We start from the raw sequence: 14,935 nt of genomic DNA on the forward strand, positions 1-14,935 counted from the left end.
GAGGGTGGCGATGAAAAAGTTACATACCCTGATCCTCGCCCCGGTGGCCATGGCGGTGCTGCTCAGCACCGCCACCTGGGCCGCCGAACAACCCGCCCTGTCTGACCGCGCCTACCGCGCGGTCAACAAGGCCCAGGCGTTGATCACCGAGAAGAAATACGGCGAGGCCAATGCCAAGCTGCAGGAGGCGCTGTCCGGCGCCGGCGAGCGGGTCTACGACAAGGGGGTCATTTTGCAGACCCTGGGCTTCGTGGCGGCGCAGCAGGAGAAGTACGGTCAGGCGACCAAGTACTTCGCCGACGCCATCGCCACCGGCGGCCTGCCGCCCCCTGTGGCCCAGCAGGTGCGCTACAACCTGGCCCAGCTCTACATGGCGGAGGGGAACTTCAAGGGTTCCATCAACACCATGAAGGAGTGGTTCGCAAACCTCGGTAAGGACGAGAAGCCGACCCCGCACGCCTACATCACCCTGGCCAACGCCCATGTGCAGCTCAAGCAGTACCGGGAAGCCATTCCGGCGGTGGACAACGCGATCAAGCTCTCCGCGGGCAAGGCGCCGGAGTCCTGGTACCTGCTGAAGATGGCGGCCCACTACGAGCTGAAACAGTACAAGCCGGCCACCGAGGTGCTGACTGCCCTGGTGGACCGCTACCCGGAGAAGAAGAAGTACTGGACCCAGCTCTCGGCCATGCACATGCAGGCGGGCAACGATGCCAAGGCCCTGGCGGCACTGGAAGGGGCCTACAACCTCGGCATGCTGACCGAAGCCAACGAGTTGCAGCGGCTCGCCAACTACCTCGCCTTCGCCGGCATTCCCCACCGAGCCGCCCGCGTGATGGAGAAAGCCATGAAGGAGGGGCAGATCGAGAGCACCGCGGCCAACTACAAGACGCTCGCCAACTACTGGCATCAGGCCAAGGAGCTGGACCCGGCCATCGACACCCTGGCCAAGTCCTACAAGCTGGCCCCCAATGCAGAGCTGCAGCTCAAGATGGCGCGCATGATGATCCAGAGCAAGCGCTACCAGGATCTGGTGGCCTTCGCCGCCAAGCCTGCCGCCAACGCCAGCGGCGAGCAGCGGGCGGATCTGAAGTTCCTGACCGGGGTCGCCTATTTTGAGCAGCAAAAGCCCAAGGAGGCGCTCTCCGCCTTCACTCAGGCTGCCCAGAACGGCAACGTCAGTGGTCGTGCCACCCCCTGGATCAGCTTCTTGAAAGAGCAGCAGGGCGGCGCCGTCACCCAATAAAGCTGCGCGGCCCGGCTGGCGGGGCGGGGATCTCCCCGACTCGGCATCCGGGCCGCGACACATCGACAAGGGGGTCACCCCGCAGATTGCCTTGGTGGCAATTGGCCGCTCTTCGGAGCGGTCTTTTTTATGGTCACTCCCCTGCCCTTTTCCCCCTCCTTCTCCTGATACAAGGCACAAAAAATCCGGAGCCTGGGCTCCGGATTGGATCGTTGCGTTGGGAGGGGGCAACCCCTTCAACAGGTCATCAGTCACTGCATACCAGCGTCCAGCTGCCGTCGCCCGCTCTGAGCTCGCGGCTGTACAGCAGCCGGGACAACTCAGTAGTTGCACACTAGCTTCCAGCTGCCGTCGCCCACTCTGAGTTCGCTGCTGGTACAGCAGCCGGGACAACTCAGTAGCTGCATACCAGCTTCCAGCTTCCATCGCCCGCCTTGGGCTCGCTGCTGGTCCACCAGTTGGCCTGCCACACCGCCTTGCCGTTGGTCATGCGGTCGTTGCCATTGGCGTGATCCCCGCGCGGCCAGGTCGGATAGGCATTGTAGTCCGCCGGGTTGACGTTCTGGCTGGCACAGGTGGTGCCACCGCTGCCGCCGTCACCACCGCCACTGCGGCCCAGCACCGCCTCGGCCAGGGCCGGGAAGTCGGACTTCAGGCCTATGGTCTGGCTGCCGGCAATCAGGCGCATGCCACTCGGCACGCCGGCGGCCGGCAGGTAGTAGGTCATGGCTACTTCCACGTCGGTGCCCGGCGTCCAGGCTTTCCAGGCCGGCAGCGTCAGAGCCACCTTGTGGAAGTCCTTCTCATTGGCGATGCCGTCCGAGTTCTGGTTGCCACCGCTCTCCACCACTTTCAGCCCCATGCCGCTCTGGTCGGTGATGGTGTCTGAGGTGGAGGTGGGGACCAGGAACTCGATGCGGGTGCCACCCGGAATGGTCTGGGTCGACTTGTTGGTGAGCTTGAGGGTCGGGTTGATCGGGTAGTTGGAGTCCCCTTCCTTGAAGCCGGAGAGGCTCACGCCGATGTCGAGCTGGGCGGCCGGAGCCGGCAGATCATTCTGCTTCAGGGCCGCCTTGTCGGCCTTGCTGAACTTCTCATACGCCAGGCTGGTGAGGGTGCTGCCCATCACGTACTCGTTCTTCGCGGCGTCGAAGTCATAGTCCCCCGCCATCTCCCAGAACATGACGCCCCCCAGGCCCCGCTTGACGATGTAGTCGAGCTTGTGACCCATGGACTCTTCATCTTCGGTGGAGAGGAACACCTTCTTCTGCTCGTTCCAGAGCCAGGGCGCATGGGCCTTGTCGTCGTAGTAACGCACATACTGGCCTTGCATCACGTGGGCCGGGTTGTTGGGATCCAGACCCCAGGCCTGGCCGTAGCTCGGCAGGGTGGTGATGCCGAGGCTGGCCGCGTGCTCCAGGTTCTTGGCATGCCACATGGGCACGGCGCCGCCGCCAATCTCCTTGCCGTTCTTGTCAAGGTCATGCCAGATGTTGTCGATGCCCACCGCCCCGTTGCCGCACGGAATGGTGCTGCCACCGGTGCCAGGCTGGCAATCGCTCTGGCTCGGCAGCGCCGCCTTGCCACCCAGACCGTGGGTGCCACCGGTGACCCCCTGCCAGCCACGGGTGTAATAGGGCACCCCTATGTTGATCTTGCCCGCCGCCAGGGCACCACGGAAGTAGTGGGCCGCCCAGGCGGAGTTGAGATAGCCGATGCCGCCAAACTGGGCCTGGGTGTAGACCCCCCACTGGGACAACTCGGGATCCGCCTTGTTGTCGAACAGGGCGGCGTTGTGACCGACGAAGTGGTTCCAGGCACCGTGGAAGTCATAGGTCATCAGGTTGACGTAGTCGAGGTACTGGGTGACCTGGAAGTTTTCCATGCCGCGCAGCAGGTAGGCCGAGGCCGGCGAGGCGATGGTCAGCATGTACTTGCGACCGTCCTCGGTGCCGGCGCTGTCGAGCTTGTTGCGCAGGGTCTTCATCAGCACTTCATAGTTCGCAAAGAGCTTGCCGCGACACTGGTTGGAGAGCGGGAAGTCGTTGGGGTTGCCCGCATCCTTCATGGAGGTGGGGTACTCGTAGTCGATATCCACCCCATCGAAGCCGTACTGGCGGATGAAGCCCACGGCCGAGTCGGCAAAGGCGTTGATGCCGGCGGTGTTGACCGAGCAGTCGCCCTTGGTGGTGGCGGCGTAGAAGCCGCGGGTATCGGCCCAGCCCCCGACGGAGATGAGGGTCTTCACGTCCGGGTACTGCTTCTTGTACTTGGACAGCAGGTTGAAGTGACCCTGATAGGCAAACTCCGGATCCATCTCGGCGCCCGGCACCCCGTTCCAGGTCAGCTTGGTGGCGGCGTCATCCACCTTGATGGTGTGACTCTGCTCGTCCACCGCCGCGAAGGCGTAGTTGATGTGGGTGATCTTGTCCCAGGGAATGTCGCTCACCAGGTAGGCGGGCAGGCCGTTCTTGCCGGTGCGCCAGGAGGTGAAATACCCGATGACGCGGCGGCCGTGGTCATCCCCCATGCACTCGCTGCCGTCGGCGCGGTAGATCTGGCGCACGTCGCAGGAGAGGTTGCCGCCGGTAGGGGGCAGGGCCGCCTCTTCCACCTGCACGTCCACCTGGACCGACTCGCCAGAGAGGTTGCTCTTGTCGGTCGCCACCAGCTTGAGGCCGGTCAGCCCCTTGTTCTGGGGCGTCCAGCTCAGCTGCCAGGGGGCGCTGGTGTCCTCGCCCACCTTCTGGCCATTCACGAACAGCTCGACCTTGGCGACGTCGTCATTGGCGTCGGTGACATTGCCGCTCACGGTGAGGGCGCGGCCCAGGGTCACCCTGGCGCCGGCGGCGGGGCTTGCGATGCTCACCCTGGGCGCCTCTGGCGCCACCACGGCAGCGACCTTGAAGCTCGAATCCGCCTCGCTCAGCACCTTGCCGTCTTTATCCAGCGCCCGGGCCTTGAGGGCGTGATTGCCCGCACCGGCGGCAGACCAGCTCGCACTCCAGGGAGAAGCCGTGGCGGTGGCGACCAGGGTGCCGTCGATGAGGTATTCCACCCGGGCGAGCGCCGTGACCGGGCCGCTCAACGTCACCGCCAAGGCCACACTGGCCCCCTCGCTGACGCTGGCACCCACGGCGGGGGAGCCGATGGCGACGACCAGGGCCGGCGGCGGCACCTCACCGCCATAGGGTTTCCAGGCATCGGCCCAGACGGTGCCGACACCGGGTTCATAGTGATAGGGAGAAGCGCCGCACCAGCCGGAGTAGGGGAATTCCTTGCATTCGTAGAGGTTGCCCACGTTGCTGACGATGTCGCCAGCCTTGTAGGCGGTGCCAGCCTGATAGGCGGGATAGGCTGCCTGCGCCCAGGCGGGCATGGCCGCAAGGGCGACCAGCATGGCAAGCCTGCTGGGCCTCAAGATCTGTTGCATATTGTTATCTTCCTTGTTTTGTCTTGGCTTCAATACCGGGAAAAGCGCAATCGCAACAGGGAACAAGGGAGCGACAACAGGCCATGGACGGGCCACAAACCCTCAAGTCACCCTGGGTAACCCCGCTGTCTGGCCCGGATGGGACAGATCGGAGGCTTTGCGTCCCGGCATCACTGCCGGTTTGCCCTTTGCCTGGGTTCCGTGAGGAACGGCTCGAGTATAGGAAGCAAGTGACCACTGCTCAATCTTTATTCTCGAAGGAAAATATGTGAATGCTGGCCGCCTCACACTTTTCGCTCCCACCTGATGACAAATAGATCATCAATATCAAACTGTTAGCCACGTCAAAAAATGGCAGATGGGCTCCTTTGTCTCCTCATAATGTGCGTTGGTTCACTGGTCAGAGCTGCCAGAAATGTGACAATGCGCGCCCTTGGCCACGATGCCAAGGCTATGGAAACACTGGCAAAAATAAAAAAAGGAATACCCATGAAAGGAACACCTACCCTGCTGTCGCTGGCCGTGGGGCTCGCGCTCGCGTCCCCGTCTCTCTACGCCGCCGGCTTCAGTTGCCCGGCCGACAGTGCCCTCACCCCCATCCCCGCCATCCAGGGCAGCGGCGACAAGAGCCCCCTCGTCCCGGACGATCAGTTCGAAAGCGCCCAGAGCGTCTCGGTCAAGGCGGTGGTCTCAGGTCTGGGGGAGAGCCTCAACAAGGGCTTCTACCTGCTGGATGTGCAGGGGGACGGCAACCCCGAGACGTCGGACGGCATTTTCGTCTACCTCAACGACAAGAACTTCGCCAGCAAGTACCCGGACATCCAGCCGGGCGCCCTGGTCTGTCTGGAGGCCAAGGTCGAGGAGTATTACGGCCACACCCAGCTCAAGCCCCTGTTTGACGGCAGCACGCCGCGCCTGACGACCCTGGCCCAGGGCACCGCCCCGGCCGCCACGGCGCTGCGGGTACTGGAGGGGGAAACCCTGGCCCGGGCCCTGGAGCGTCACGAAGGGATGCGGGTGCGCCTTGACGCCGACAGCGCCCTCAAGATAAGCCGCAACTTCAGCTACGACTATGCCGCCCGGCGCAACAACCTGGTGCTCGCTCACGGCGCCCCGCTGATGAAGCCGACCCAGCTCCATGTGGCGAGCAGCCCCGAGGCCGTGGCGCTGGCCGAGGCCAACGCCAGCAACCGGGTCTTCCTCGAGTCGGACGTCAAGGCGGGGGACGGCAAGCTCCCCTGGCTGCCCGCCTGGGAGCCGGAGCAGGGTTACCTGCGCATCGGCGATGCCCCGGTCAATCTGGAGGCCATGGTCGGCTACAGCTACAACGAGTACCGCCTGATCGTGCCCCGGGATCAGACCATCACCGCGGGGGATCTGCTGCGCACCGGCGACAACGACCGCCAGAGCGCCCCGGCCCGCCTGGATGGCACTGACCTTCGCATCGGCAGCTTCAACGTGCTCAACTACTTCACCAGCCACTCCAGCGTGGGGGGCGCCCTCAACGTGCTCTGCGCGGATCAGGCGGATGCGGACAGCGCCAAGGGCTGCAACCGCGGCGCCAAGAGCCTGGAGGAGTTCCAGTTGCAGCGCGCCAAGATCGTTAACGCCATCACCGAGATGGACGCCGACCTGCTCGGCCTGATGGAGATGGAGAACAACGGCTTTGACGAGCACGCCGCCCTCCACGATCTGGTGGAGAGCCTCAACGCCAGGCAGAAGGAGGCGAGCAAGCACTACGCCTTCGTCACCCTGCCCAAGGCCCTGCTCACGGAGGATCGCTTCTTTGGCGGCGACGCCATCATGGGTAAGTATTCACCGGAACAGTATTGACACAGGAAAAATGAGACGATCGTCTCTTGATCCCACTTTCCTGCTTGCTTGATCCTGCTCCTTAGATACGCTCCCCCCATGAGCAAAAACACCATGCATTCCGCGGGAATGCCCACCACTCTGGAGCAGGCCAACGAGCTGATTTATAAGCTCCTCGACCGCATCGCCGAGCTGGAGGACCGCCTCAATCAGCACAGCGGCAACTCCTCCAAGCCGCCTTCCAGCGACGGCCCCGGTGCACCGCCGCCGGCCCGCAAGCGTCCGGCGTCCGGCAAGCAACGGGGGGCGCAGCCCGGTCACAAGGGACATCGCCGCGAGCGGCATCCGCTTGATGCCCGCCTGACCCTGGTCCCGCATTACCCTGCCGCCGATTGCGCTTGCTGTGGCGGGGACATGGTGGCCCATGCCAAACCCTATCAGGTTCATCAGGTGTTCGAGCTGCCCGAGGTGAGCTATCTCGTCACCGAACACCAACTGTATCGTGCGACCTGCTCACGGTGTATCGGCACGACCCAGGCCGCACTGCCAGACAACGTCAGCAGCAGCCAGATGGGGGCCAATCTGCTCAGCTACATCGCGCTGCAAAGCGGCCAGTTTCACCAGAGCGTCAGCCAGATACAGCAGCAGCTCAAACAGCATTTCGGCCTGAGTTTTAGCCGGGGCGCCATCAGTGAGGCGCAGGGGCGGGTGAGTGCCATGCTCACCCCGACCTACCAGGCCATCAAGCAGCAGGTGCAGACGGCCACCCACGTTCATGCCGATGAGACCCGGCATCAGCGGGGTGGAGAGCGCCGCTGGATGTGGCTGGCGCTGAGCAAGATAGCCGTCTGCTTCATGACGGCCTATGGCCGTGGTCAGGAGGCGGCCAAGCGGCTGCTGGGCGCCGAGTTTGACGGGGTGCTGGTGACCGACCAGTACGCCGGCTACCGGTTTATCGACGCCGACCAGCGGCAACTGTGCTGGGCCCACGTGGCCCGCAATCTCGCGGCCATCGCCGAGAGTAGCGAGCAGTGCAACCAGCCCATCGGTGCCCGGTTGGTCTTGCTGGCGGATGCGGTGTTTCGTACCCGGCACCGTTGGGAAAGCGGTGCGTTGAGCAAGCAGAAATACCTGCGCAGGCTCGCGCGTTACCGGCAAAGCTGGCGAAGCCAGTTGGAGCGCGGCGCCCTGTTGTGCAGCAAACGCTACCGTGGACGATGCCAGTTGCTGCTGCGGGATGACGAGATGCTGTGGCGGTTTATGACTGACGACGAAATAGCGCTGACCAACAACGAGGCGGAGCGGGCGCTGCGTGGCTATGTGCTCTGGCGCAAGGGTAGCTACGGCGTGTGGTCTCACCGGGGCGAGCTGTTTCGCCAGCGCATCCTGTCGTTGGTGGAGACCGGCAAGCGATTGGGCCGCTGCCCACAGGAGTGGTTGAGGGCCGTGGTCAGGGCGTGCATCGAGAAGACAGATTATCCCATCCCGGCAGAACTGATGCCGTCAACCCCGTCCTGGTGAATAGATACCATCATGGTGGCCATGATCTACCGCCCCGCCCTGCTCACCCCGAGCGGGGATGCCGACGTCATCCCCCTGCCCCAGCAGCGCTACACCACGGGCGGCGTCACCAAGAGCGCCGGTCAGCGGGACTCCCTGGTCCAGCGCTTCACCGTGGCGGGCAGCGACGCCCCCCTGACCCTGGTGGTCAACCACCTCAAGTCCAAGGGGTCGGGCTGCTATGAAAATGGGGATGGCAAGACGGAGCCTGCGGATCTGCAGGGCAAGTGCACCGAGTTTCGGGTGAGCGCCGCCAAGGTGCTGGGGGAGGCGGTGAGCAAGATGCCGGGCCAGGTGCTGCTGGTGGGGGACTTCAACTCCTACGCCAAGGAGGATCCCATCCGGGTGCTGACCGACTATGCGCCGGTCGCGGGGGAGCGCCAGATCCGCTCCGCCTCCCACACCTACATCGGCGACAAGCCCTATGAACAGATGGGCCAGACGGTGGCCAAGGGTTACGGCCTGGTGGATCTGAACGTCAAGTTCAACCAGGAGAAGGCCATCTCCTACAGCTACGAGGCCGAGCTCGGCACCCTGGACTACGCCCTCGCCAACCCGGCGCTGGCTGACAAGGTGGTGGCGGTGGCCGACTGGCACATCAACTCCTTCGAGAGCAACCTGTTCGAATATGGCAGCGCCTACACCGGCGATCTCATCAAGTCGGACAACCCCTTCAGCGCCTCGGACCACGACCCCGTCATCGTCGACCTCAAGCTCAAGGAAGCGAGCAAGGGGGGTGGCGGCGCCATGGGCGCCCTGCTGCTGGCCCTGTTGCCGCTCGCCTGGCGGCGTCGTCGCTAAGACGCGGCATCCTCGATGCCAGGTGCAAAGCCCGCGATGATCGCGGGCTTTTTTTGTGCCAGGGCCATTTGAAAAACAAATGCAAAGGGCCACATCATGGGATGAATAAATACCCTGTTGCCCCACCCCGCCCCTTTTCCGGAGGGCTGGCACCCTGCCGACGGGGAAACCCGGTGCTGACATCAGGGGCCGGATAGCGTATCCCGCAGGTTGCCGAACGAGCCAACCGCCACGCGGCAGAGGATGGCACCGCGCAGCCCGCGCCATGGCCATGGCGGCATCGGCGCCAATCCCCGTCAGCAGCGGCCAGAGCCGCTGATGCCTTCGCGGACAGGGTGAAGCGCCATTTGCCAGACAAATGCAAAGGGCGAGATCATGGGAAATCCAAATGACAGGCAAACAAAAAGGCCACCGCGATGCGGTGGCCTTGGTGCTTTCTTGCGAAAGATGGTGGAGCTACGCGGGATCGAACCGCGGACCTCTTGCATGCCATGCAAGCGCTCTCCCAGCTGAGCTATAACCCCGATGTGTGTGAGTGACACTGAATCACTCTGAATTTGGTGGAGCTACGCGGGATCGAACCGCGGACCTCTTGCATGCCATGCAAGCGCTCTCCCAGCTGAGCTATAACCCCAAATTCGGTACTGAATGAATGGTTCTGGCGGCCATTCATCCTCAATAATGGTGGAGCTACGCGGGATCGAACCGCGGACCTCTTGCATGCCATGCAAGCGCTCTCCCAGCTGAGCTATAACCCCACAAAGGTCGGCCTGGGTGATACACACCGCACTGCCCTGGGTACTTCATGTCAATCGGGAACCTGGTGGAGCTACGCGGGATCGAACCGCGGACCTCTTGCATGCCATGCAAGCGCTCTCCCAGCTGAGCTATAACCCCTTGGATTCCAGATTGTTCGAGGAGAATTTGGTGGAGCTACGCGGGATCGAACCGCGGACCTCTTGCATGCCATGCAAGCGCTCTCCCAGCTGAGCTATAACCCCAACTCACCTCGGCGCTACCAAAGTTATCTCTGGCAACGGAGGCGCATGATAGGCATCACCCGCTTTGCTGTCAACCCAAAATTCTCGCCCACTGGAGCGTTTAGTCAAAATTCAGGCAGTTAGCTGTTTTTACCGCCAACCTCGTCGCTATGTCGCTGTTTTACGTCGCAAATCCGCTTGAGGCCAAAATACGAAGGGCCCCCGTCAGGGAGCCCTTTTCATGCCATGGCCGATGTTTATTCAGCGGCCATGGGCGCGGTCGATGCGGGCGAGGCCCGCTCCTTGCCCACCAGCGCCATCACAGTATCGATGGCGGGGGAGAGATGACCCCAGACCGGTGACGGCAATGTGCGGCGGCAAGCTTACTCGGCGGCCATGCGCGCTTCGATATACGCCAGGGCGCGGTCGATGCGGACGAGGACACGCTCCTTGCCCACCAGCGCCATCACGGCGTCGATGGCAGGAGAAAGACTACCCCAGACCGGTGACGGCAATGTGCGACGGCAAGCTTACTCGGCGGCCATGCGCGCTTCGATATACGCCAAAGCGCGGTCGATACGGGCGAGGACCCGCTCCTTGCCCACCAGCGCCATCACTGCGTCGATGGCAGGAGACTGGCCCAGACCGGTGACGGCCACACGTAGCGGCATACCGACCTTGCCCATGCCCTGACCCAGCTCGGCGGCGGTCGCTTCAATCAGCTCGTGCAGCGCCTCGGTGGTCCAGGTCTCCAGGGCCGCCAGCTTGGTCTTGGCCAGCGCCAGCGGCTCGGCAGCCACACCGCGCAGGTGCTTCTTGGCAGCGGCTTCGTCAATGGCTTCGTACTCTTCGAACAGGTAGCGGCTCTGGGCAGCCACCTCCACCAGGGTGTTGCAGCGCTCGGCCAGCAGGGTGACCACGTCGGCCAGCGCCGGGCCATTGCTGGTGTCGATCTGCTGGTGTTCCATGTGCCAGGCCAGGTGCTTGGCCACATAGGCCGGATCCAGGCTGCGCATGTAGTGGTTGTTCAGCCACAAGAGCTTGTCGGTGTTGAAGGCAGAGGCAGACTTGGAGATGGCATCCAGGCTGAACAGCTTGATCATCTCGTCCAGGGTGAAGATCTCCTGATCCCCGTGGGACCAGCCCAGACGCACCAGATAGTTCAGCAGCGCTTCCGGCAGGTAGCCATCGTCGCGGTACTGCATGACGGAGACGGCACCGTGGCGCTTGGAGAGCTTGGCGCCGTCGTCACCCAGGATCATGGAGACGTGGGCAAACTCCGGCACCGGCGCGTTCAGGGCCTTGTAGATGTTGATCTGGCGCGGGGTGTTGTTGATGTGGTCTTCCCCACGCACCACGTGGGTGATCTCCATGTCCCAGTCATCGACCACCACGCAGAAGTTGTAGGTCGGCGCGCCGTCGGTACGGCGGATAATGAGATCGTCCAGCTCGGTGTTGGCGAACTCGATGCGGCCACGGACGTGGTCATCGAACACCACGGAGCCTTCGGTCGGGTTGCGGAAGCGGATCACGTGGGGCGCATCGGCCGGGTGATCGTGGGCGCCATCCCGGCACTTGCCGTCATAGCGGGGCTTCTCGCCGTTGGCCATCTGGCCTTCGCGCAGCGCTTCCAGCCGCTCCTTGGAGCAGTAGCACTTGTAGGCGCGGCCGTCCGCCAGCATCTCGTCGATGAGGCCGTTGTAGCGATCGAAGCGCTTGGTCTGGTAGTAGGGGCCCTCATCCCAGTTCAGCTCCAGCCATTCCATGCCCTCAATGATGGCGTCGATGGCCTCCTGAGTGGAACGTTCCAGATCGGTATCCTCGATACGCAGCACAAACTCACCGCCCTGGTTCTTTGCAAACAACCAGGAATAGAGTGCGGTACGGGCACCGCCGACATGCAAAAAGCCGGTCGGGCTGGGAGCAAAACGGGTTTTGACTTTCATCTTTAAGCCTTGTGTAGAGGGCCTTGGGCCAATTCGTTAAAAAAACCGTCGCATTTTAGCACCGACAATGACGGATGGGAAAACCATGGCGAGGCAGAGGGGAAAATAGGGTCTATTCCCGCAAAAACCGCTGTTTTAGAGTGATGTCTCAGAATTTTCCCTTTTTTCCCGCTTAGCTAGGCGAGGTCGCTGGAGAGATCTCCCGCACAGCCGATACTTCAGTCACCCCGTCAACGAACCCTCAACGATACAAGGAACGCGCGATGCAGTTTCGTTCTATCCAGAATCGTATCCTGGTACTGGCCGGTGTCGCCATGACCACGGCCCTGGTCATCCTGATCCTGCTCAACCAGTATTCAGGCCGGCAGACCCAGCAGCTCACCATCGACTCCAGCCGCGCCGCCCTGCAACAGGAGGCGTGGCAGAAGGTGAGCGCCAACGCCCGTGCCGAGGCCGCCACCATCACCCAGCTGCTGCAAAAGGGGCTCTCCTACACCCAGCAGATGGCCAGCGTCTTCGCCCGCCAGCAGGAGGGCAAGCTGCCGCTGGATCGCCAGCAAGCCACTGACCTGCTCAAGGCCCAGCTTGCTTTGGAGCCCCAGCTCTATGGCGCCTTCGCGGGATTCGAGCCCAACGGCTTCGACGGCCAGGACGAAAGCTTCGCCGGCCAGAGCGCGCTCGGCAGCGACGACAAGGGGCGCTTCGTTCCCTATTTCTATCGCGACAAGGAGAGCATAGGCACCGACCTGCTGCTCTCCATCGAGAAGAGCGATCCGGACGAGTTCGGCAACCCGGCCAACGACTACTACGCCTGCCCGAAACGGGAGGGGCGCCCCTGCCTCATCGACCCCTTCAAGGTGGACATCAACGGCCAGCAGGTGCTGGTGAGCACCATCACCACCCCCATCCTGGTGGATGGCCGGTTCAAGGGCATCGCCGCGCTGGATCTGGCGGTGGATTCCATCAGCCGCCAGGCCCAGTCCCTCAACAGCAACATCTATGACGGCAAGGGGGAGACCCTGATCGTCAGCGCCGCCGGCGTCATCACCGGTACCAGCGGCGACGCCAGCCTGCTCGGCAGCCGCGCCGACAAGGTGCTCGGCAACGGCTGGCAGCAGTACCTCAAACCGGACGTGCAGCGCCAGGAGCTCGACGATGCGTTTCGCATCTCGGTGCCCATCGCGGTGCCCGGCATGGCCCGCAACTGGGCCATCATCGTCACCCTGCCCTACAAGGTGGTGCTGGCGGGAGCGGACGAGCTGGCACGCCAGCTCACCGACATGAACCGCGCCGCCATGACCCAGCAGCTCATCGGTGCCCTCATCGTACTGGCGCTGGCCCTTGGCACCATGCTGGTCATTGCCCGCAGCATCACGGGCCCCATCCGCCAGATGGTCAGCCTGGTGGATGACATCGCCGACGGCGACGGGGATCTCACCAAGCGTCTGGAGAGCCGCTCCCGGGACGAGCTGGGGGCCCTGGCCCGGGGCATCAATCGCTTCATCGACAAGCTGCAGGCCCTGCTCGGGGATGTGCAGAAGACCGCCAGCGAGGTCCATCGCCACGCTGGGGATACCGATCGCATCGCCGGCCAGACCGACAGCAACCTGCAGCATCATCAGGCCGAGATGGAGCAGATGCTGACCGCGGTACAGGAGATGTCCTACGTCAGCCAGGAGGTGGCCACCCACGCCAACAACACCGCCGACTCCGCCAAGCAGGCCCAGAGCGCGGCGGACGAGGGCAAGGTACGCTTCCAGCGGGTGATCCACTCCATGCACAAGGTGGCCGCCGAGGCGGGCAAGGGAGCCGAAGTGGTGGAAGGGCTGGCTCACGACAGCGAGCAGATCACCAGCATCCTCACCGTCATCCAGGGGATCGCCGATCAGACCAACCTGCTGGCGCTCAACGCCGCCATCGAGGCGGCCCGGGCCGGCGAGCAGGGGCGCGGTTTTGCGGTGGTGGCCGACGAGGTGCGCAAGCTGGCGGGCAACACCCAGCAGGCGGTGCAGAATACCCAGGAGCTGATCGACAAGATCCGCCACAGCTCCACCAACGCGGTCAACGCCATCCAGCAGAGCCAGCAGCTGACCCATCAGGCGGTGGGGGAAGCGGATCAGGCGGAGGCGGCCCTCGGCAGCATCTTCCAGGCCATCGCCACCATCAACGACATGACCTACCAGATCGCCTCCGCCGCCGAGGAGCAGAGCTCGGTTTCCGAGACCGTCTCCGGCAATCTGTCAAAAACCAGCGCACTGGCCAACGACATCGCCAGGGACGCCACCAGCACGGCCAACGCCAGTCAGGCCTTGCGTCAGGCGGCGGAACGTTTGCAGCAATTGTTGGGTCAGTTTCGTCTCAGCTGATAATTTTCATGCTCCGGACTCTCCCCCTCGGGGACGAGTCCGTTTACCATAGGCGGCATATTTGCCTGATGGCAGGCAATGTAGTGAGAGGTAAATGCCGTGCCCACCCCGGACCGTCGCCCACGTGGCCATAACAGACGAGCCCAGCAGCGTCGCCAAGACGAATCACAAGGAACCCTGCTCCAACGTATCAACGCGGCTACCCTGCCCCTGCGCCAGCGTCTCGGCCAGGGCATGAGTGGCTTGGGTCAGCGCAACAAGGAGCCGAAGGCGGCCTCGTTCAAGCTGGCAAGCCCCCTGCCCCGCAAACACACCATAGGGTTGCTGGTGCTGATCCCGCTCTGGCTGCTGGTGCTGGCCTGGGAGCCCGCCCCCGCCGCCCCGACCACGGCGCCGTCAGGCTCTCTGGCGGTCCCCCTGGCCGTGCCGGCCCAGGCCCTGACCGTCGGCAACGCCGGTGAGCCCCAGGCCGCCAAGCCCGTCGAGGAAAAAGTGGATGGCACCTGGTTGCAGCACGACGTGCAGGCCGGTGAAACCCTCTACTCCATCTTCCGCAAGTTCGAGCTGCCGGGGGCCGAGCTCAGCCGGCTCATCGCCATCGAAGGGCCGGACAGGCCGCTGACCCGGCTGCAGTCGGGCAAGTCGGTGTTCATCCTGGTGGACACCAGCCGCCGCATCCAGCGGGTCGAGGTCCGCTCTCTCGGTCAGGTCAGCTACCGCTACGACCGCCAGGGGGAAGGGTTCGCCCTCAAGGAATAAGGGGCTCGACCACCCCCCTTATGCAGACGGGA

General features: G+C 63.6%; 6 protein-coding genes, 5 tRNA genes, 3 pseudogenes and 1 riboswitch. Of the genes and pseudogenes, 6 read left to right on the plus strand and 8 right to left on the minus strand.

Annotation, left to right across the window (positions count from 1 at the left end; all coding sequences use genetic code 11):
- Positions 1–10 precede the first annotated feature (10 nt).
- Complete coding sequence (locus H7R73_RS18105; RefSeq protein ID WP_041212454.1) at positions 11–1,246, plus strand: tetratricopeptide repeat protein; 1,236 nt, start codon at positions 11–13, stop codon at positions 1,244–1,246.
- A 394-nt stretch (positions 1,247–1,640) separates the two neighbouring features.
- Here H7R73_RS18105 and H7R73_RS18110 read toward each other — a convergent pair whose 3' ends face one another.
- Positions 1,641–4,679 (minus strand): glycosyl hydrolase family 18 protein, encoded by a 3,039-nt coding sequence (locus H7R73_RS18110; protein ID WP_442859278.1) that lies wholly within the window; start codon positions 4,677–4,679, stop codon positions 1,641–1,643.
- A 112-nt stretch (positions 4,680–4,791) separates the two neighbouring features.
- Positions 4,792–4,875: riboswitch (cyclic di-GMP riboswitch) on the minus strand.
- 293 nt (positions 4,876–5,168) lie between these two features.
- On the opposite strand from H7R73_RS18110, the pseudogene H7R73_RS18115 reads away from it, so the two are divergent.
- From H7R73_RS18115 to H7R73_RS18125, 3 genes and pseudogenes are all read left to right on the plus strand, one after another.
- A pseudogene (locus H7R73_RS18115) lies at positions 5,169–6,485 on the plus strand (ExeM/NucH family extracellular endonuclease); the annotation flags it as partial.
- 105 nt (positions 6,486–6,590) lie between these two features.
- A complete protein-coding gene (locus H7R73_RS18120) occupies positions 6,591–8,012 on the plus strand; it encodes an IS66-like element ISKpn15 family transposase (protein WP_043155065.1) in 1,422 nt (473 codons plus the stop codon).
- 3 nt (positions 8,013–8,015) lie between these two features.
- Positions 8,016–8,852, plus strand: a pseudogene (locus H7R73_RS18125) (GlyGly-CTERM sorting domain-containing protein); the annotation flags it as partial.
- Positions 8,853–9,300: 448 nt separating this feature from the next.
- Here H7R73_RS18125 and H7R73_RS18130 read toward each other — a convergent pair.
- From H7R73_RS18130 to gltX, 7 genes and pseudogenes are all read right to left on the minus strand, one after another.
- Positions 9,301–9,376, minus strand: a tRNA-Ala gene (locus H7R73_RS18130).
- A gap of 34 nt (positions 9,377–9,410) precedes the next feature.
- Positions 9,411–9,486: transfer RNA gene (locus H7R73_RS18135), tRNA-Ala, on the minus strand.
- Positions 9,487–9,534: 48 nt separating this feature from the next.
- A tRNA-Ala gene (locus tag H7R73_RS18140) sits at positions 9,535–9,610 on the minus strand.
- A 63-nt stretch (positions 9,611–9,673) separates the two neighbouring features.
- A tRNA-Ala gene (locus H7R73_RS18145) sits at positions 9,674–9,749 on the minus strand.
- A gap of 28 nt (positions 9,750–9,777) precedes the next feature.
- A tRNA-Ala gene (locus H7R73_RS18150) sits at positions 9,778–9,853 on the minus strand.
- Positions 9,854–10,215: 362 nt separating this feature from the next.
- A pseudogene (locus H7R73_RS24590) lies at positions 10,216–10,351 on the minus strand (glutamyl-tRNA synthetase); the annotation flags it as partial.
- 11 nt (positions 10,352–10,362) lie between these two features.
- The gene (gene gltX, locus H7R73_RS18155; RefSeq protein WP_039040158.1) at positions 10,363–11,778 is read right to left on the minus strand and encodes a glutamate--tRNA ligase; all 1,416 of its coding nucleotides are present in this window, start codon (positions 11,776–11,778) and stop codon (positions 10,363–10,365) included.
- 263 nt (positions 11,779–12,041) lie between these two features.
- On the opposite strand from gltX, the gene H7R73_RS18160 reads away from it, so the two are divergent.
- Both H7R73_RS18160 and H7R73_RS18165 read left to right on the plus strand, forming a co-directional pair.
- Positions 12,042–14,144, plus strand: a complete 2,103-nt coding sequence (locus H7R73_RS18160) for a methyl-accepting chemotaxis protein (RefSeq protein ID WP_103259633.1) — start codon at positions 12,042–12,044, stop codon at positions 14,142–14,144.
- 99 nt (positions 14,145–14,243) lie between these two features.
- Positions 14,244–14,903, plus strand: a complete 660-nt coding sequence (locus tag H7R73_RS18165) for a LysM-like peptidoglycan-binding domain-containing protein (protein ID WP_010675484.1) — start codon at positions 14,244–14,246, stop codon at positions 14,901–14,903.
- The last annotated feature ends 32 nt before the right edge of the window (positions 14,904–14,935 follow it).

It is taken from the genome of Aeromonas sp. WP2-W18-CRE-05 (assembly GCF_014168615.1).
In the GTDB taxonomy this organism is placed as follows: domain Bacteria; phylum Pseudomonadota; class Gammaproteobacteria; order Enterobacterales; family Aeromonadaceae; genus Aeromonas; species Aeromonas caviae.

What these genes read in the sequence shown, in the direction of transcription:
- H7R73_RS18105 (WP_041212454.1), top strand. Translation starts at nt 11, where the DNA reads ATGAAAAAGTTACATACCCTGATCCTCGCCCCGGTGGCCATGGCGGTG.
- H7R73_RS18110 (WP_442859278.1), bottom strand. Translation starts at nt 4,679, where the DNA reads ATGCAACAGATCTTGAGGCCCAGCAGGCTTGCCATGCTGGTCGCCCTT.
- H7R73_RS18120 (WP_043155065.1), top strand. Translation starts at nt 6,591, where the DNA reads ATGAGCAAAAACACCATGCATTCCGCGGGAATGCCCACCACTCTGGAG.
- gltX (WP_039040158.1), bottom strand. Translation starts at nt 11,778, where the DNA reads ATGAAAGTCAAAACCCGTTTTGCTCCCAGCCCGACCGGCTTTTTGCAT.
- H7R73_RS18160 (WP_103259633.1), top strand. Translation starts at nt 12,042, where the DNA reads ATGCAGTTTCGTTCTATCCAGAATCGTATCCTGGTACTGGCCGGTGTC.